This window comes from Amycolatopsis azurea DSM 43854 (assembly GCF_001995215.1).
GTDB classification, from domain to species: domain Bacteria; phylum Actinomycetota; class Actinomycetes; order Mycobacteriales; family Pseudonocardiaceae; genus Amycolatopsis; species Amycolatopsis azurea.
The window spans coordinates 329,911-347,482 of record NZ_MUXN01000008.1 but is presented as its reverse complement, the minus strand read 5'-3'; the positions used below and the strand labels follow the sequence as shown (position 1 = coordinate 347,482).

The window sequence follows — 17,572 nt, the reverse complement described above, 5'->3', positions numbered from 1 at the left end:
GCGTCCGATGCGTCGAGATTGGCAAAGCGGGGAGACCGCGTCAAGACGGCCGAATGCGCAGTTCCGCGACGAGAAGTTTCACCAAGGCGCCGAGCCGCTGACGTTCGGGCTGAACGGTCGGCACGCCGGCGGCTTCCAGCGGTGCCGCGGTCACCGGTCCGACGCACGCGCACAGCACCGGACCTCGCATTGCGGCGAGCAGCTCCTCGCGACGCGACCCCGCCAGTGTCAGGAAGTTCGCCGCCGCCGGCGCGGAGGTGAAGGCCAACGCGCGCACCCGCCCGGAGATCACGCTTTCGACGAGTTCGTGCACCGGTTCGACGTCGGCGGGCGAAAGCCAGCGGTACGGCTGTGCCTGGACGACGTCCGCGCCCGCGTCCCGCAGCAGCCCGGTGAGTCCGGGCAGCAGGGTGCCGTGCAGCTGGACGGCGACCCGTTCCCCGCGGACCCCGGCGTCGCGCAAGCCCTCGAACAGTTCCGCGTTGCTCTCTTCGGGCGCGGAGAATTCCTCGCGCAGCCCCTCGCCGCGCACCGCGCCTGCCGCTTTCGGGCCACGCACGAAGATCCGTGACGCCGAAAGCCGTTCCAGCAGCGGTTCGCGCAGCCCCCAGCCTTCGGCCGCGGAAAGCCAGCCGCGGAACCCGGCGCCGGTGGTGACGGCGGTGAACCCGACCGGTCCGGCCAGCACGGCGTCGGTCGCCGCCCTCAGTTCGGTGTCGTCAGGCAGCGGGACGATGCGGATGGTGGGCGCGTGCAGCACGGTCGCGCCGTGCCGTTCCAGCGCGCCGATGAAGTCGTCGGCCCGCCGCTCCGCGGTGATCCCGATCGTGATTCCGGCCAGCTCAGCCATATCGCGCGCCCATCCTCCTGATCTCCTCCGCGAGCCGCTCGCGCAGATCCGCCGGTTCGAGCACTTCGAGGTTCCCGCCGAAGCGCAGCAGTTCGCCGACGGCCGATTCTCCCGGTTCCACCGGCAGTTCCATCGTCAGCCAGCCGCTTTCATCCGGCTCGGTGTCCGCTTCCCGCAACGCCCGCGCGCCGACGGCCCCGAGGTAGAACGGCAGCAGTATGCGGGCGAACTCGTTCAGCCGGACCACCGCCGTCCGCGAGTACATCCGCTTCTCGAACTGCTCCGACCACTCCCGCCAGTACCGCGCGAGGTCGAAGTCGGACGGCCGTTCGAAGGTCTCGCCGAGTTCTTCGAGCTCTTCGATCCGGGAGACGCGGTAAGTCCGGTCGGTTCCGTCGCACCGCGCCGCGAGATACCAGTTCCCCGCCTTGAGGATCAGGCCCAGCGGGGCGAGGACACGCTCGACCTTCCGCTGTCCCCAGCGTTCGTAGCGGACCTTGATCCGCCGCCCGTGCCAGACCGCGTCGGCCAGTTCGGACAGTCGCGGCAGGCTCTCGATCCCGCGATGCCAGCCGGGGACGTCCAGGTAGAACCGCTCGGAGATCTTGCTCGCCCCCGCGCGCAGTTCCGCGGGCATGGCCGCGTGCAGTTTGAGCTGGGCGGCGGCGAGGACCGTGCCGAGCCCGAGTTCGGAGGCCGCGCCCGGCAGACCGGCCAGCGAAAGCGACTGCGCCTCTTCTTCGGTCAGCCCGGTCAGCCGGGTGCGATAGCCGTCGACCAGCTGATATCCGCCCGTGCGCCCGCGATCGGCATACACCGGGACACCGGCCGCGGACAGCGCCTCGACGTCGCGGTAGACCGTCCGGACCGACACCTCCAGCTCCGCCGCCAGCTCCTCGGCCGTCATGCGGCCGCGGTTCTGCAGCAGGAGGAGGACCGACAGGAGCCTGCTCGCGCGCATGAATCCAGTATCCCCGAAAACCTGACACAACCTGACAGGTATGGCTGACAGGGTGAACCCATGAACGAGTTCGCCGTGAAGAACTGGGAAGAAGTCATCGTCAGCGGTACCGACGGCGGGCCGCGAGTGGCCCACGCGCACGCCACGTTCGGCTACAGCGGGGTGATCGAAGGCGAGTCGGTCCTCGACTACCTGCTGTACTACGCGGGCGAGGGTTACGACGGCGCCGGCACGACGGCCCCGGGCTTCGAACGTTTCGAGGGCAGTGTGGACGGACGCAAGGGAAGCTTCGTGATCAAGCACGACTGTGGTTTCGACGAGAAGGGCTTCGCCTCGACGTTCGAGGTCGTCGCGGGCTCCGGAACGGGTGAACTCGCCGGGATCACCGGAACCGGCACCACCTCGGGTGCCCTCGGTGACCCGACGATGTCCTACACACTCGACTACTCGCTTTAAGGAGGACCTGTGCTCGAGGTCGATCGCGAGCAGGTGCTCGCGTACCGGATCGCCGCTCACGGACTGCACCGGGAGGAGACGGATCCGGTCGCGGCGGCCGTGTTCGACCTCGGGCTGCAGGATTCCGTGCGGGACACCGCTCTGCTGGGCCTCGCCGCCCGGATCGACGGCGACGTCACGCCCGAGGTCTGGGACGACGAACGCTTCGTACTCGCCTGGACGCATCGCGGCGCCCCGCATTTCCACCGCCGCGCGGAACTGGACGCGATCCGGGCCGCCCTCGTGCCGCTCGACGAGAAGGACGCGATGGCCCGGATCCTCTGGCAGCGCAAGCAGGTCGAGGCCGCGGGGATGTCCGCGACCGACGCGCTGTTCACCGCGGCGAAGGCGATCCGCAAGGTAGTCACCGGGGTGCAGACCAAGGGCACGGTCAGCGGTGCGGTCACCAAGCTGATCCCCGACGGCCTCTCGTACGCCTGCCGCGGCTGCGGTGTCGTGCACATCTACGAGCAGCTGATGCGGGTCGCGTCGATCCACGCCGGGGTCCGGCTGGAGGCGGGCGCGACCCCGGCGACGCTGGCGCCACTGGAAAACCGGCGCGCGCTCAAGACGAGCCCGGACGCCAAGGCCGCGGCGCGCGTGATCGAGGGCTATCTGCGGATCAACGGACCGGCCACCCCCGGCGACGCCGCCGCGTACGCCGGGACGACCCGCGCCGGGGTCGACGCGATGTGGCCGGACGGTCTGGCCGAGGTCCGGGTCGACGGCAAGAAGGCGTTCCTCCCGCAGGACCGGGTGGCGCTGCTGGAGAACCCGCCGGAGCCGGACGCGGTACGCCTGCTGCCGCCGCTGGACCCGTTCGTCCAGGCGCGGGACCGTGCGGTGGTGGTGCCGGACAAGGCCCGGCAGCAGGAGGTCTGGAAGATCCTCGGCAGTCCCGGCGCGCTGCTGGCCGACGGCGAGATCGCGGGCGTGTGGCGGGCCAAGGCGAGCGGGAAGAAGCGGCTCGACTTCACCGTCACCCCGTTCGACGCGCTCCGCCCGGCCGTGCGGAAGGCGGCCGAGGAGGAGGCCGCCCGGGTCGCCGCGGCGCGGGAGTTCCCCGATCTCCGCGTCGCCTGGTCCTGACGGCGGTCCGATCGGTCCCGTTCGTGGTGACCAAGGGGTAGGCCATCGCGCAACCGCTTGCCGCGGATGATCACACCGGCGACCGTCGGATTCATGAGCGCACAGACCGAAACTCAGACAACGACGAGCGGCTGGGCGGCGACCGGCGACCTGCCGTGGCCGCGTCAATGGGACGGCGTCCGCGAAGGCCCCGTCCTGTTGCAGGACGGCCGGGTCCTCGCCGCGGGCGGCGGCAACAACCGCGGCGCGGTGACCTACGCCGAAGCCGCCCTCTACGACCCGGCCAGTGGCCGGTGGACGGTCACCGGATCGCTCGCGACCAGCCGCCGCCTGCACACGCTGACCGTGCTGCCGAACGGGAAGGTGCTCGCGGCGGGCGGCTTCCACGGCCATCCGACGGCCTCGCTCAACGCCCTCGCCTCGGCGGAACTCTTCGATCCGGCCACCGGGACCTGGAGCCCGACCGGCTCGATGACCACCGGTCGCAGCAACCACAACGCGGTCCTGCTGCCGGACGGCCGGGTGCTGGTGATGGGCGGCGTGACCGACAGCCCACCGGTCGAATCGCTCATCATCGGTTCGGCGGAGATCTACGACCCCACGACGGGTGTGTGGACCGTGGTCGCGCCGATGATCCACGCCAGGGCGTCGTTCCCCGCCGTCCTGCTGACGGACGGGAAGGTCCTGGTCGCCTCGGGCACCATCGAAACCGGCGGTGATCTCGTCGGCCTGACGTTCTGCGAGATCTACGACCCGGCCGCGAACACCTGGAGCCAGACCACCCCGATCGGCACGCCGGTCCCCCGGGAACCAGGACAGCCGCGCATCGGCGCGCAGGCGGTCACGCTGCCCGACGGCACCGTGCTGCTCACCGGCGGTCATTCGGGCGGGCCGCTGAACTGGAACTACAACCCGTTCAGCTTCGGCGAGTCCGAACGGTACGACCCGGCGACCGGGAAGTGGACCGACGCGGCACCGATGCGGATCCCGCGCGACGAGTTCCGGCTGGTGCGCTTGGACTCCGGCAAGGTCCTGGCGATCGGTGGTCTCGAATACGGCGGTTACGACGCCGGGTACCAGAACTCGGAGATCTTCGATCCCACCACCGGCGCCTGGGGGCCGCTGATCGGCCTCAGCATCGGCCGGGCGAAGTTCGGCGCGGTCAAGCTCGCCGACGGCCGCGTCCTCATCGCCGGTGGCGCCGCCGTGCTCGCCAACGCCGGACCGGACGCCAACCACGTCCTCATCACCAAGACCGACCTCTTCACCCCCTGACCTCCCGCATTTGGTCCTCTGAATGCGGTAGTTGCACACGCAAGGACCGCATTCAGAGGACGAAATGCCATGGATCACGGGTCGACGGCCAGCCGGTAGCCCCGTTTCACCACCGTCTGGACGGGTTTCGGCGACCCCAGCGAACTCCGCAGGCGCCCGATGGCGGTCTCGACGGCGTGCTCCTCGCCGCCGTCGGGCAACGCGGAGATCAGTTCCCGCCGCGAGAACACCCGCCCCGGAGACTCCGCCAGCGCCCGCAGCATGGCCATCGGCGCGGGTGCGATGTCACACCACTGCCCGTCGACCAGTGCCGCCTGACCACGCAGCTCGATACTTCGCCCGCCCGCCGTCAGCCGCGGCGAACGGGCTTCGAGCGCCTCGGACACCGCCCGCGCCAGTGCCCCGATCCGCGACCTCGTGGGCTGGACCGTCGGGATCCCGAGCGCGGCCAGCGGAGCCGCCGTGATCGGCCCGACGCACGCCACCACGACCCGCTTTTCCAGCGCCCGCAAGACTCCTGGCAGCCGCCCGGTCCGCTTCGCCAGCGCGAGCAGGGACGCGGCGGCGGGCGCGCTGGTGATCGGCAGCGCGTCCACCGAACCGTCGAGGACGGCGTCCAGCAGCCGGTCCAGCGGTCCGGGATCGGCCGGGCCGACCCAGCGGTACACCGGCACCTCGATCACCTCCGCACCCGCGGCGCGCAGACTGTCCACAAAGTACGGAAGCGGCTCGCCGTGCAGCTGCACCGCGATCCGCTGACCGTCCACACCGGACTCCAGAAGATGACGTAACACCTCGGCGTTGCTCTCCGACGCGGGCGAGTAGTTCTCCGACAGTCCGGCCGCGCGGATGGCACCCTTGGCCTTCGGGCCGCGCGCGAGCAGCGAAGAGTTCCCCAGCCTGTTCAGCAGCTCCTCCCCCAGCCCCCAGCCTTCGGCCGCCTCGACCCAGCCGCGGAAGCCGATCCCGGTCGTCGCGACGACGGCGTCGACCCGATCTTCGAGCAGTCGTCGCGTGGCCGCCCGCAACTCGGTGTCGTCGGCGAGCGGCACGATCCGGATCGCCGGGCCGTAGCGCACGGTCGCACCCTTACGCACGAACAGCGCGCCGAGCTCGTCCGCTCGTCGCGCCGCCGTGACACCGATGACGAAGCCCGCCAGGGGCAGCACCTCCGTCACGGTGAAGCCTCGACCTCCACCACACCCCCGGTGACTCGCACGCCGTACGCCGCGACCGAAACTCCTTCAGCGTCGAGGCATGAGCCAGTCCTCAGATCGAACCGCTCCTTGTACACCGGCGAGGCCACCACAGGGACGCCGCCCGCGTCGCCGACGATGCCGCGCGACAGCACCGCGGCGCCGCTGATCGGGTCCAGATTGGACAGTGCGTACCACCGGTCGCCGGGCAGCCGGAAGATCGCCACCTGCACGCCGTCGCCGAGCAGGGCGGCGACACCGGACCATTCGGGGACGGCGCCGGCCGCGCAGACCGCGGTCCAGGTGCGCTCGATCGAGGTCGTCACTGTTTCACCTCCGGGATGCCCAGCAGCACGGGTACGTTCTGGTCGCGTTCTCGCCGGAACGAGATCGTCGGATCCGGCGTGCCCGGCGCGTTGACGAACGAGCTGAACTTCGCCAGCTTCTCCGGGTCCTCCAGCACTCCGCGCCATTCGTCGGCGTAGTCGCCGACGTGCTTGGCCATCGCCGCGTCGAGGTCCTCGCAGATGCCGAGCTTGTCGTCGACGATCACCGCGCGCAGGTGGTCGAGCCCGCCCTCCATCTCCTCGACCCACGGCGCGGTGCGCTGCAACCGGTCGGCCGTGCGGACGTAGAACATCAGGAACCGGTCGATCGTGCGGATCAGCGTCTCGGTGTCCACTTCGGACACCAGGAGATCCGCGTGGCGCGGGGTCGCGCCGCCGTTCCCGCCGACATAGAGATTCCAGCCCTTGTCGGTGGCGATGACGCCGAAGTCCTTGCTCCGCGCCTCGGCGCATTCCCGCGCGCAACCCGACACCGCGGACTTCAGTTTGTGCGGCGAGCGCAGGCCGCGGTAGCGCAGCTCCAGCTCGATCGCGAGCCCGACACTGTCCTGCACGCCGTAGCGGCACCACGTCGAACCGACACAGGACTTGACCGTGCGCAACGACTTCCCGTACGCGTGCCCGGACTCGAACCCGGCGTCGACGAGCCGCCGCCAGATCAGCGGAAGCTGGTCGACGGTCGCGCCGAACAAGTCGATCCGCTGCCCGCCGGTGATCTTGGTGTACAGCCCGAAGTCCATCGCCACCTGCGCGATCACCATGAGCTTCTCCGGCGTGACCTCCCCGCCGGGGATCCGCGGGACCACTGAGTAGGTCCCGTTGCGCTGGAGGTTCGCGAGGAACTTGTCGTTGGTGTCCTGCAAGGTCGCCTGTTCACCGGCGAGGATGTGCCCGTTGCCCAGTGTGGCCAGGATGGACGCGATCGCCGGTTTGCAGATCGCGCAACCGGTCCCGGTCCCGTAGCGGTCGATCATTTCGCTGAACGTGCTGATCCTGGTGGCCTGCAAGATCTGGAACAACTCCGCGCGGGATTGCGAGAAGTGCTCGCACAGCGCCTTCGACTGCTCGACGCCGCACGCCGTCAGCAGCTTGCCCAGCAGCGGGACACAGGACCCGCACGCCGTGCCCGCCCGCGTGCAGCCCTTGATCTTGGCGACCGAATCGCAACCCTCTTCGGTGATCGCGTGCGTGATCGCACCCTTGGACACCGCGTTGCACGAACAGATCTGCGCGCCGTCGGGCAGCGCGTCGACACCGACCGCGGCGCCACCGCCCGCCGGGGCGAGGATCGCGCCCGGTTCGGCGGGCAGCGGCCTGCCGACCATCGCCCGGAGCGTGTTGAACTCGCTCGCGTCCCCGACCAGCACCCCGCCGAGCAACGTCTTCGAGTCGTCCGAGACGACGAGCTTCTTGTACGTCCCGGCGACGGCGTCGTTGAACGCGACCTCCAGCGCACCCTCGGTCGCCGCGTGCGCGTCACCGAAGCTGGCGACATCGACACCCATGAGCTTGAGCTTCGTCGACATGTCCGGCTCGGGGAACGTGCCCTCGCCACCGGTCAGCCGCGCCGCGACGATCTCCGCCATCGCGTACCCGGGCGCCACGATGCCGTACACCTTGCCGTCCACGGCCGCGCATTCGCCGATCGCGTACACCGCCGGATCGGACGTCCGGCAGGTGTCGTCGACCAGGACGCCGCCCCGCGCTCCGACGTCCAGCCCGGACGAACGGGCGAGATCGTCGCGCGGCCGGATCCCGGCGGAGAACACGACGAGGTCGACGTCGAGTTCGGTGCCGTTGCCCAGCTTCGCGATGTAGCGAGAGCCGTCCGGCTCGATGGCGTCGGTCGACGTTCCCGTGTGGACGGTCACGTCAAGATCGGTGATCAGCCGCCGGAGCAGCCCACCGCCGCCCTCGTCGACCTGCAACGGCATCAAACGCGGCGCCATCTCGACAACATGCGGCGAAAGTCCCATGTCCCGCAACGCCTTCGCGGCTTCCAGGCCGAGGAGACCGCCACCGATGACGACCGCCGAACGCCGGCCGCGGCCGGGGCGCTGAGCGGCCTCCCGGATGGCGTCGAGATCCTCGATCGTCCGGTAGACGAAGCAGCCAGGAAGGTCGTGCCCCGGCACCGGCGGGACGAACGGCCGCGAACCGGTCGCGAGGACGAGCGTGTCGTACGGCTGCTCGTACCCGGCTTCCGTGACGACGACCTTGCGTTCCCGGTCCACTGACGCGACCGCATCCCCGAGCCGCAGCTCGACCAGCGGGTCACCGGCGTAGTCCGCGCCTTCCAGCGCGAGCGAGGCAGGGTCCCAAGTGTCCACATAGGACGTCAGAGCGACCCGGTCGTACGCGGGGCGCGCTTCCTCGGCGAGCACCACGACCTGCCATTCGCCGGTCTTGTCCTCCGCGCGCACGGCCTCCACGAGCCGGTGCGCGACCATGCCGTGCCCGACGACGACGAGTTTCCGCATCAGACCTCCGCTCCCGCGAGCGCCAGACCTCGGGTGCTCGCCACCTCCGACTGCTGTTTGCGCAGGTACACCGCCCACGTGACGGCGAAGCACAGTCCGTAGAAGACGAGGAAGGCCACGAACGCCGGCACCCCGCTCTTCGTGTCCGCGAACGACTGCCGGAAGGCCAGGTTGATGAACAACCCGCCGAGCGCGCCGATCGCGCCGGCCAGCCCGATCAACGCGCCGGAAAGCTTGCGCGCCCTGAGCATCTCCAGCGTCTCGTCCGCGCCCTCGCTGATCGCGACCTTCGCCTTGGCACGGAAGATCGCCGGGATCATCTTGTACGTCGAGCCGTTGCCGACGCCGGTCAGCACGAACAGCACGATGAACGCGACGGTGAACAGCGCCAGCGAGTTCGACGTCGAGGCCAGGATCAGCACCACGGTCGCCGCGGCCATCCCGACGAACGTCACGAAGGTGACCTTGCCACCGCCGATCCGGTCGGCCAGCCAGCCGCCCGTCGGACGCGAGAAAGAACCGAGCAGCGGTCCGAGGAACGTCACCGCGGCCGCCTGCAACGGGGTGCGGCCGAACTGGTTCTGCAACACCAGGCCGAAAGCGAAGCTGTAACCGATGAACGAACCGAACGTGCCGACGTAGAGGAACGACATCACCCAGGTGTGCGGATCCTTGACGACCTCGCGCATCGCCTTGGTGTCGCCCTTCATCGAGGCGAGGTTGTCCATGAAGAAGTACGCGCACGTCGCGGCGAGCACGATCAGCGGGATGTAGATCGCGAGCACCAGCCGGGGCACGGTCGCGCCGACTGTGCCGATGACCAGCAGGCCGATCAGCTGGATCGCCGCCACCCCGAGGTTCCCGCCGCCCGCGTTGAGCCCGAGCGCCCAGCCCTTGTGCCGCTCCGGATAGAACGCGTTGATGTTCGTCATCGACGACGCGAAGTTCCCGCCGCCGACCCCGCCGAGCGCGGCGACCACCAGGAACGTGCCGAGCGAGGTGCCCGGCTCCATCACGACCGCCGCGAGGATCGTCGGCGCCAGCAACAACATCGCGCTGACGATCGTCCAGTTCCGGCCGCCGAACCTCGCGACGGCGAAGGTGTACAGCGGCCGCATGAACGCGCCGATCAGCGTCGGCGTCGAAACCAGCAGGAACTTGTCAGCGGCTGAGAAACCGTACTGCGGTCCCATGAACAGGACCATGACCGACCACAGTGTCCAGACGGAGAAGCCGATGTGCTCGGCCAGGATGGAGAACCACAGGTTCCGCCGGGCGATCTTCTTCCCGGTCGCCTCCCAGAACCGCTCGTCCTCCGGGTCCCAGTGCTCGATCCAGCGTTTACCGCGAGCGGCCATGCGGTCCTCCTTGGTGGGCATCGTTCGGTTTTCCTGTAGCCGGATCACTGGGCGGCCAGCCATTTCGCGACCCCGCCGACGGCGTCCTTGCAGCCACCGCAGCCGGTGGTCGCGCGGGTCGCCCCGGCGAGGGCGGGGACGTCGGTGGCGCCGGCGCGCCAGGCCTCGACGAGCCGCCCCTTGGTCACCGCGTTGCAGCGGCAGATGACCGCCGACGCGGGCAGATCGGCCGGGCTCGCCGCCGACGGTGCCCCGACGGGCAGGGCGCGTCCCAAAAGGACGGCGAGCCGGTCTTCGGGGACCGGTGTGCCCCGGTCGTAGAGCTGGGTGATCGACGCGGCCGCGTCGGGCAGGCCGAGCAGGATCGCACCCGCCACACGGTTTTCGCGGACGACGAGCTTGCCGTAGCGGCAGCCCGCCGGGTCGCTGAAGGTGAGCACCTCGGCGGTCGGGTCGTCCGCGCCGGTCATCGTCTCGCCGAGGGCGGTGAGGTCGATGCCGCGGGCCTTCAGCCGGGTGACCGCTTGGGTGCCGCGGTACCGCGACGCGGATTTCGTGCCGGTGACCAGATCCGCGACGACGGCGGCCTGCTCCCAAGCGGGTTGCACGAGTCCGCCGAACGCGCCGGGATGCTTCGCGCAGTCGCCGATCGCGTGGATCCGGCCGTCGCTGGTGCGCAGCAGATCGTCGACGACGATGCCGTTCTCGACGGTCAGCCCGGCGTCCACGGCCAGTTTCGTCTCGGGCCGGACCCCGGTGGAGACGACGATGAGATCGGCGGGCACGTGGGTGCCGTCGTCGAGTTTGAGCCCGTCGCCGCTGACGTAGCGCGCGGCCCCGACGCCGAGCCGGAAGCCGACGCCGAGTTCTTCGAGCTTCCTGGTCAGCACCCGCGCGGATTCCGCGTCCAGCTGCCGTTCCATGATGTGCGGCATCGGATGCACGACGGTGACGAGATTCCCCCGCCCCGCCAGGCCGCGCGCGGCTTCCAAACCGAGCAGTCCGCCGCCGAGAACGGCGACCGGGGCGCCCAGCTTGGCGGCGTCGAGGATGCGGGCACAGTCGTCGAGAGTGCGGAACGCGACGACGTCCCGGCCGGGTTCGAGCCCTTCGACCGGCGGCATCCACGGGTTCGCGCCGGTGGCGAGCACGAGCGCGTCGTAGTCCACAGTGGACCCATCGTCGAGGTGGATCCGCCGCGAGTCCCGGTCGATCGACGTCGCGGAGACACCCCGGCGCAGGTCGGCGCGGGTGCGGGACGGCCATTCTTCGTCGTGCAGGCGGACCGCGTCGGGCCGCATGGTGCCCGCGACCACCGACGAGAGCAGCACCCGGTTGTAGGCGGTGTGCTTCTCCGCGCCGACGACGGTGAGCCGCACGCGTTCGCCCTCGGGATCGCGACGCTGGATCTCGTCCGCGAGCCGCGCGCCCGCCATCCCGTATCCGGCGATGACCACCGACCGGGGGCTCACGCGACGACCTCGGCCGGGGCGAGCGCGACCGCGCACACCTTGAACTCGGGCATCCGGCTGGTCGGGTCGAGTGCCGGGTTGGTCAGCAGGTTCGCCCGCCCTTCACCGGGAAAGTGGAACGGCAGGAACACCAGGTCCGGGCGCAGCGACCGCACGCAGCGGACCCGGGCGACGGTCTCCCCGCGCCGGGACCGCACGACGGCGAGGTCGCCCTCGGCCAGTCCCGCCCGGGCGGCGGTGTCGGGATGAACTTCCACGAAGGCCTCCGCCACGACGTCGTTGAGTTCCTTGACCAGCCGGGTCTGCGCCCCGGACTGGTAGTGCTGCAGGACCCGGCCGGTGGTGGCCTGCAAGGGGAATTCGGTGTCGGGCGGTTCGGCCGGGCCGACGTGGTCCACCGGCACGAACCGCGCGCGGCCGTCCGGATGGGCGAAGGAGTCGAGGAACATCCGCGGCGTGCCGGGATGCGATTCCGCGGGGACGGGCCAGTACAACACCTCGCCGTCACGGAGCCGGTCGTAGGTGATGCCCGAGTAGTCGGCGACACCACCCTTGGACGCCTTGCGGAGTTCGGTGAAGACGGTCTCCGCGTCCGTCGGGAACCGGCCGTCGGGCTGGCCGAACCGGCGGGCGAGTTCGGAAAGCACGTAAAGATCGGTCTTCGCGCCGGACGGCGGATCGATCGCCTTGCGCCGCAGCAGGATCCGGCCTTCGAGGTTGGTCATCGTGCCGTCCTCTTCGGCCCACTGGGTGACCGGCAGGACGACGTCGGCCATCGCCGCGGTCTCCGACAGGACGAGGTCCGCAACGACCAGGAAGTCCAAAGAGGACACGTTCTCCTGGATGGTCCCGGCGCGGGGCGCGGAAACGACGAGGTTGCTGCCGAACACCATCAGCGCGCTCGGGCCGTCTTCGGTGCCGAGCGCTTCCAGCAGTTCGACGGCCGAACGACCCGGTCCCGGCAGGGATTCCGGCGGCACGCCCCAGACCCCGGCGACGTACTCACGGGCGGCGGGGTCGTCGATTTTGCGGTAGCCGGGCAGCTGGTCGGCCTTCTGACCGTGCTCGCGGCCGCCTTGCCCGTTGCCCTGCCCGGTCAGGCAGCCGAACCCGGACCCCTCGCGCCCCGGCAGCCCGAGGGCGAGCGAGAGATTGATCCAGGCGTTGACCATCGCCGTACCGTTGGCGTGCTGCTCGGTGCCGCGCGCGGTGAGGACGTAGGCGTTGCGGGCCGCGGCGAGCTTGGCGGCGACGCGACGCTGATCCGCGGCGGAGACGCCGGTGACCTGCTCGACCCGCTCCGGCCACCACGCCGCGACCGACCGCCACAGTTCCTCGAAGCCGTTCGTGCGCCCGTCCACATAGGACTGATCGAGCAGGCCGTCGGCGACGACCGCGTGCAGGATCCCTTGCGCGAGGGCGAGGTCCGTTCCCGGCGCGGGCGCCAGGTGCAGCCCGGCCAGCTCCGCGGTCGGGGTGCGGCGCGGGTCGACGACGATCAGGTCCGCGCCGCGCAGGTGCTGGGTGAACGGCGGCATCGTCTCGGCCGGGTTCGCGCCGATCAGCAGGACGGCGTCCGCGTCGGCGAGATCCGTGACCGGGAACGGCATCCCGCGGTCGGCGCCGAACGCCTTGATCCCGGCGGCGGCCGCCGACGACATGCAGAACCGGCCGTTGTAGTCGATCTGCGAGGTGCCCAGCGCGACGCGGGCGAACTTCCCCAGCAAGTACGCCTTCTCGTTGGTGAGCCCTCCGCCGCCGAAGACGGCGACCGAGTCGGCGCCCTTCGCGGCCCGGATCTCGGTGAGCCGACGCGCGACGAGGTCGAGCGCCTGGTCCCAGGTCGAGGGCCGGAGTTCGCCGTCCGTGCGGATCAGCGGCGTCGTCAGGCGGGAAGGCGAAGTGAGGAGCTCCCCCGACGTCCATCCCTTCTGGCACAGGCCCCCGGCGTTGACCGGGAAGTCGCGCGGGGCGACACGGGCGCCGTCGAGGCTCATCCCGCACTGCAGGGCGCAGTACGGGCAGTGCGTGTCCACCGCGCGGGTGGGGACAGGGGTGGCGAGCGGCACGGGCACCTCCTCCAGGCGTCGATAGCGCTTGAAGGTAGGTAGGCCGTGTTACCTGAAAACTCCTGAATGTTTCAGGCGTTTGACATTGCCCGCCGCCGATGGACGTCACATCGTGAGGTCGGACCCTCTCGCCCGGCGGCGCCGCGGGGCCTAGGCCGACATGTCGCGAAAGCCACTTTCGCAACGTCTGATGTCCCGAAAGTGGCTTTCAGGACGCTTGAAGCCGGCACGCGAGGCAAACGGCCGGCCCCCACACAGAACGACGGCAGCGCTGTTGTGAAAGCCGCTTTCACAACGTTGAAGGTTGCGAAAGTGGCTTTCACAACGCGCCTGACTCCCGCCCGGCGGCGCCGCGGAGCCGCGAGAGTCCCGAGCGCCACGCTTGAGTCGGTGACCGTCCCGAGCGAGGCACTCGGGACACGTTTGCCCTTCCCCAACCGTCCGCGCCACTCACGAGGGCAACTATTCACCATGTGTATAGATCGTGTGTATAGTCCCCCGCATGTCGATCGGGAACACCTTGCTCGGCCTGCTCGAAGCGGGCCCCAAGCACGGTTACGACCTCAAACAGCTCTACGACAAGCAGTTCCGCCAAGACCGGCCGCTGCACTACGGGCAGGTGTACTCGACGCTGAACCGGCTCCTGAAGAACGGACTCGTCGAGGAGAACGGCGTCGAGGCGGGCGGCGGTCCGGACCGGAAGCGGTACGCAATCACCGATGCCGGCGTCACCAACGTCGAGGAATGGCTGAAAAGTCCGGAAAGTCCCTCGGTCTACTTGCAGAACACGCTCTACACCAAGGTCGTGCTCGCGCTCCTGTCCGGCCGGGGCGCCCAGGAACTGCTCGACACGCAGCGCGGTTCCCACCTCCGCGCCATGCGCGAGCTCACCGCCCGCAAGACCGACGGCGACCTCGCCGACCAGCTGATCTGCGATCACGCGCTCTTCCACCTGGAAGCGGATCTGCGCTGGCTGGAACTCACCGCCGCCCGGCTCGACGAGCTCGCGCGGCAACTGACGCACTGACCTGGGGACCACAAAGTGGAAACACCGTTGTTACAAGGCTCGGGTCTGCACAAGGCCTTCGGCCCCGACCAGGCGCTCGCCGGGGCCGGGCTGACGCTCGAAGCCGGCGAGATCGTCGCGATCATGGGCCCCTCGGGCTCGGGGAAATCGACCCTGCTGCACTGCCTTTCCGGCATCGTGCGGCCCGACCAGGGACAGGTCCTGTTCCGCGGCCGCGACCTCGCGACCATGCCCGACGCCGAACGCAGTGCCCTGCGGCGCACCGAATTCGGCTTCGTCTTCCAGTTCGGGCAGCTCGTGCCGGAACTGAGCTGCCTGGAGAACGTCGCGCTGCCACTGCGCTTGGGCGGGATGAAACGCCGTCCCGCCGAGCGGATGGCGCGGACCTGGCTCGACCGACTGGAGGTCGGCGACTCGGCCGACAGCACCCCCGGCCGGGTCTCGGGCGGACAGAGCCAGCGGGTCGCCATGGCCAGGGCCCTGATCACCGAACCGTCGGTGATCTTCGCCGACGAACCGACTGGCGCGCTGGACACGCTCAGCGGCGAACTCGTCATGCGCCTGCTTTCCGAGACGGCGAAGCAGACCGACGCCGCCGTCGTCCTGGTCACCCACGAACCGAGGGTGGCCGCCTACTCCGACCGGGAGGTCATCGTGAGAGACGGCAAGACCCGTGAACCGGCGGTGACCCGGTGACCGGACGCGAAGACCTGCTGCTGGGGTTCCGGCTGGCCGTCGGGGGCGGCCGGGGCTCCATCGTCAGGCTCGTCCTGAGCGCCGCCGGCATCGGGCTCGCGGTGGCGATCCTCCTGGCCGGCGCCTCCGCGGGCACCATCAAGGAGAACCGGGACCAGCGCGTGTTCGCCGCCTCCGTCCGGAGCGAACCGATCCCGGGCGCCGACCCGCTGACCTACCGCCGGACGACGACCGACTTCCGCGGTCAGGCGATCTCCCTCGTCCACCTGCGGGCAGGCGGCCCGAACTCACCTGTCCCGCCGGGGTTGGACCGGCTACCCGCGCCGGGCGAGGTCTTCCTCTCGCCGAAGCTGGACGAACTCGTCGCGTCCGACACCAGCGGTCTGCTGCGGCCACGGCTGCCAGGCAAGCAGGTCGGGGTCATCACCGAGGGCACCTCGCTCAATCCGAACGATCTGGTCGCCTACGTCGGCTCGGACACGCTGCAAGGACAGGCGGTCTACGGCTTCGGCGCCACACCCGGCTACGACAACATGATCGAACAAGGAATCCTGGCCCTGCTGCTGATCGGGCTCTTCGTCCTGCTCACACCGGTGTTCGTCTTCATCGGGACGATCTCCCGGCTCGGCGGCGCCGCACGGGACCGGCGGCTCGCCGCGTTGCGGCTGGCGGGCACGTCCGTCCGGCAGCTGCGCCGGATCACCGCGGCGGAATCGCTCGTGGGCGCCGCGGCCGGGCTCGTCGTCGGCGCCGCGCTGTTCCTGCTCTTCCGCGGCACGGTGGCGAACTTCCAGGTGTTCCGCTTCGGGCTTTACCCGAAGGACCTCACGCCGTCGTGGCCGCTGGTGGTGCTGATCGTGCTCGTCGTCCCCGCGCTGACCGTGGTGGCGGCGTGGTTCGCCCAGCGGCACACGATCGTCGAACCGCTCGGCGTCGTCCGCGAGACCACGCCGCCGAAGCGGCGGTTGTGGTGGCGGCTGCTGCCGACCCTCGCCGGAATCGCCTTGATACTCCCGGGCTTCAGCGTGGCGAGCGAGCTCGACCGCGTGGCGGTGATCGGTGGGGCGGCACTGCTGATGCTCGGGATCCCGGCACTGCTGCCGTGGCTGCTGGAACGCGCCGTGTCCCGGATCAAGGGCGGGTCGCCGTCCTTCCAGCTCGCGATCCGCCGTCTGCAGAGCGACAGCGGGACCCCGTCGCGAGTGGTCGCGGGCCTTTGCGTGGTGCTCGCCGGGGCGATCGGGTTGCAGAGCCTGCTGGCGGGACAGGCGGTGCAGGGCGGCTACGAGGACAGGACGGACGGTCGGACGGTCGTCTACGCGGAAGGCCCGGTGGCGGACAAGGCGGTGGCCGCGGCGCGCACGGTGCCGGGATCGGCCGACTTCCAGGCCATGCGCTCGCTGTTCGTCACCATGGACGACGCGCTCTCGGCGTTCGCCGTCGCCGACTGCCCCACGATCGAAGCGTCGTCGGGTGTGACGGGCTGCAAGGACGGCGACGTGTTCGCCGAAATGCCGTCGCTCCACAAAGGACAGTCGGTGACGCTCACCGACGTGGACAAGAAGGAACAGCCCTGGACCGTGCCGGTCACGCCGCGGCCGTTCGAGGGAAGACCGTCGGGTATCGCCGAATTCCAGGGAGTGCGCGTGTTCGCGACGCCGTCCACGATGGCGGGCGTCGATCTGGCCGCAGCCTCGGTCACGATGAGCCTGCGTGCCGCGACCGCGAATCCGGACTTCGTCGAACTGGTGCGGAACTCGGTCGCCCCGCTCGGCTGGCAGGCCAATGTGGCCTCGTACAACCAGAACCGGATCACCGACGAGGCCCGGATGTTCGGGGACGCGCGGAACCTCCTGCTCGGCGGCGCGCTGTTCGTCCTGCTGCTGGCCGGGGTGAGCCTGCTGGTGCTCGCTCAGGAACAGGTCCGGGAAAGGCGGCGGGCCCTCGGCGCGCTGTCCGCCACCGGTGTCCCCGTGCGCGTGATCCTGCGGTCGCTGATGTGGCAGAACGGGATCCCGCTGCTGCTGGGAATCGTGATCGCGACGGCGACCGGGATCGGCATCGCCGCGATCGGCAGGCGGATGTTCTGGGAGGCGCTGTACATCGACTGGGCCGCGGTCGGGGTGCTCGCCGCGGCGGCGGTCGTGATGATGCTGCTGGTGACGGCGGCGACGCTGCCGTCCGTGCGCTCGGCGGCGAAGACGGAGAACCTGCGCACCGAGTGATCCGTCCGTGAAGGCCTCCTTCTTAGGGGGAG

The 17,572-nt window shown here is 70.2% G+C and carries 14 protein-coding genes; 6 read left to right on the top strand and 8 right to left on the bottom strand.

Annotated features, from left to right (window positions below; genetic code table 11):
• Positions 1-40: 40 nt before the first annotated feature.
• Together B0293_RS13530 and B0293_RS13525 are read right to left on the bottom strand one after the other, a co-directional pair.
• A complete protein-coding gene (locus B0293_RS13530) occupies positions 41-850 on the bottom strand; it encodes a uroporphyrinogen-III synthase (protein WP_005167653.1) in 810 nt (269 codons plus the stop codon).
• A complete protein-coding gene (locus B0293_RS13525) occupies positions 843-1,811 on the bottom strand; it encodes a helix-turn-helix transcriptional regulator (protein WP_005167651.1) in 969 nt (322 codons plus the stop codon). The genes B0293_RS13530 and B0293_RS13525 overlap by 8 nt, the downstream gene beginning before the upstream one ends.
• Positions 1,812-1,871: 60 nt before the next feature.
• On the opposite strand from B0293_RS13525, the gene B0293_RS13520 reads away from it, so the two are divergent.
• The 3 genes from B0293_RS13520 (at position 1,872) to B0293_RS13510 (ending at position 4,670) form a co-directional block, all read left to right on the top strand.
• A complete protein-coding gene (locus tag B0293_RS13520) occupies positions 1,872-2,267 on the top strand; it encodes a DUF3224 domain-containing protein (RefSeq protein WP_005167648.1) in 396 nt (131 codons plus the stop codon).
• A gap of 9 nt (positions 2,268-2,276) precedes the next feature.
• Positions 2,277-3,395, top strand: coding sequence for a DNA glycosylase AlkZ-like family protein (locus B0293_RS13515; protein WP_005167646.1), 1,119 nt, complete (start codon positions 2,277-2,279; stop codon positions 3,393-3,395).
• Positions 3,396-3,488: 93 nt separating this feature from the next.
• Positions 3,489-4,670 carry a Kelch repeat-containing protein gene (locus B0293_RS13510; protein ID WP_245192170.1) on the top strand — a complete coding sequence of 394 codons (1,182 nt, stop codon included), beginning with the start codon at positions 3,489-3,491 and terminating at the stop codon, positions 4,668-4,670.
• Positions 4,671-4,744: 74 nt separating this feature from the next.
• Here the strand turns inward: B0293_RS13510 and B0293_RS13505 are convergent, their stop codons facing one another.
• The 6 genes from B0293_RS13505 to B0293_RS13480 are packed head-to-tail and all read right to left on the bottom strand — an operon-like array spanning position 4,745 to position 13,592.
• Positions 4,745-5,848 carry a uroporphyrinogen-III synthase gene (locus tag B0293_RS13505; RefSeq protein WP_005167641.1) on the bottom strand — a complete coding sequence of 368 codons (1,104 nt, stop codon included), beginning with the start codon at positions 5,846-5,848 and terminating at the stop codon, positions 4,745-4,747.
• Positions 5,845-6,192: a nitrite reductase small subunit NirD gene (nirD, locus tag B0293_RS13500; protein ID WP_005167640.1), complete on the bottom strand. Its 348-nt coding sequence runs from the start codon at positions 6,190-6,192 to the stop codon at positions 5,845-5,847. The genes B0293_RS13505 and nirD overlap by 4 nt, the downstream gene beginning before the upstream one ends.
• Positions 6,189-8,693, bottom strand: a complete 2,505-nt coding sequence (nirB, locus tag B0293_RS13495; protein WP_005167639.1) for a nitrite reductase large subunit NirB — start codon at positions 8,691-8,693, stop codon at positions 6,189-6,191. The genes nirD and nirB overlap by 4 nt, the downstream gene beginning before the upstream one ends.
• Positions 8,693-10,051: a nitrate/nitrite transporter gene (locus B0293_RS13490; RefSeq protein ID WP_005167637.1), complete on the bottom strand. Its 1,359-nt coding sequence runs from the start codon at positions 10,049-10,051 to the stop codon at positions 8,693-8,695. Before B0293_RS13490 ends, nirB begins: the two co-directional genes overlap by 1 nt.
• Before the next feature lie 44 nt (positions 10,052-10,095).
• Positions 10,096-11,523 (bottom strand): FAD-dependent oxidoreductase, encoded by a 1,428-nt coding sequence (locus tag B0293_RS13485; RefSeq protein WP_039919885.1) that lies wholly within the window; start codon positions 11,521-11,523, stop codon positions 10,096-10,098.
• On the bottom strand, positions 11,520-13,592 hold the full coding sequence (locus B0293_RS13480; protein WP_005167633.1) for a molybdopterin oxidoreductase family protein: 2,073 nt from the start codon (positions 13,590-13,592) through the stop codon (positions 11,520-11,522). Before B0293_RS13480 ends, B0293_RS13485 begins: the two co-directional genes overlap by 4 nt.
• 502 nt (positions 13,593-14,094) lie before the next feature.
• Between B0293_RS13480 and B0293_RS13475 the strand changes: the two genes are divergently transcribed.
• From B0293_RS13475 to B0293_RS13465, 3 genes are read left to right on the top strand one after another with little or no spacing between them, the layout of a single operon-like run.
• Positions 14,095-14,619, top strand: coding sequence for a PadR family transcriptional regulator (locus B0293_RS13475; RefSeq protein ID WP_005167632.1), 525 nt, complete (start codon positions 14,095-14,097; stop codon positions 14,617-14,619).
• A 15-nt stretch (positions 14,620-14,634) separates the two neighbouring features.
• A complete protein-coding gene (locus B0293_RS13470; protein WP_005167630.1) occupies positions 14,635-15,315 on the top strand; it encodes an ABC transporter ATP-binding protein in 681 nt (226 codons plus the stop codon).
• Complete coding sequence (locus tag B0293_RS13465; RefSeq protein WP_005167627.1) at positions 15,312-17,540, top strand: FtsX-like permease family protein; 2,229 nt, start codon at positions 15,312-15,314, stop codon at positions 17,538-17,540. The genes B0293_RS13470 and B0293_RS13465 overlap by 4 nt, the downstream gene beginning before the upstream one ends.
• Positions 17,541-17,572: the final 32 nt, after the last annotated feature.

What these genes read in the sequence shown, in the direction of transcription:
- B0293_RS13530 (WP_005167653.1), bottom strand. Translation starts at nt 850, where the DNA reads ATGGCTGAGCTGGCCGGAATCACGATCGGGATCACCGCGGAGCGGCGG.
- B0293_RS13525 (WP_005167651.1), bottom strand. Translation starts at nt 1,811, where the DNA reads ATGCGCGCGAGCAGGCTCCTGTCGGTCCTCCTCCTGCTGCAGAACCGC.
- B0293_RS13520 (WP_005167648.1), top strand. Translation starts at nt 1,872, where the DNA reads ATGAACGAGTTCGCCGTGAAGAACTGGGAAGAAGTCATCGTCAGCGGT.
- B0293_RS13510 (WP_245192170.1), top strand. Translation starts at nt 3,489, where the DNA reads ATGAGCGCACAGACCGAAACTCAGACAACGACGAGCGGCTGGGCGGCG.
- nirB (WP_005167639.1), bottom strand. Translation starts at nt 8,693, where the DNA reads ATGCGGAAACTCGTCGTCGTCGGGCACGGCATGGTCGCGCACCGGCTC.
- B0293_RS13490 (WP_005167637.1), bottom strand. Translation starts at nt 10,051, where the DNA reads ATGGCCGCTCGCGGTAAACGCTGGATCGAGCACTGGGACCCGGAGGAC.
- B0293_RS13475 (WP_005167632.1), top strand. Translation starts at nt 14,095, where the DNA reads ATGTCGATCGGGAACACCTTGCTCGGCCTGCTCGAAGCGGGCCCCAAG.